This window comes from Vibrio sp. HI00D65 (genome assembly GCF_001635455.1).
In the GTDB taxonomy this organism is placed as follows: Bacteria; Pseudomonadota; Gammaproteobacteria; order Enterobacterales; family Vibrionaceae; genus Vibrio.
The window spans coordinates 1-223 of sequence record NZ_LWEH01000502.1 but is presented as its reverse complement, the minus strand read 5'-3'; the positions used below and the strand labels follow the sequence as shown (position 1 = coordinate 223).

General features: G+C 40.3%; 1 pseudogene. It reads left to right on the top strand.

Annotated features, from left to right (window positions below):
• A pseudogene (locus tag A3712_RS23130) lies at positions 1-223 on the top strand (hypothetical protein); the annotation flags it as partial.

Genomic DNA, 223 nt, shown 5'->3' with positions numbered 1-223 from the left:
TTGCTCTGGATGAACCTTGCCCGAAAAATGACTATACACACAGCTTTTGATATTGCACCAGAAGAATTTGAAGCCTTTACAGAACGTATTATTTCATCAGGCGCGACAGTTTTCAAAGAGAACAAAAGCGAAGGGAACTCACTCTATATTTTAGACCCTGATGGTCATAAACTGGAGATACACTCAGGCTCANNTAAATGGGACAAAGGAGCATATCTTTCTG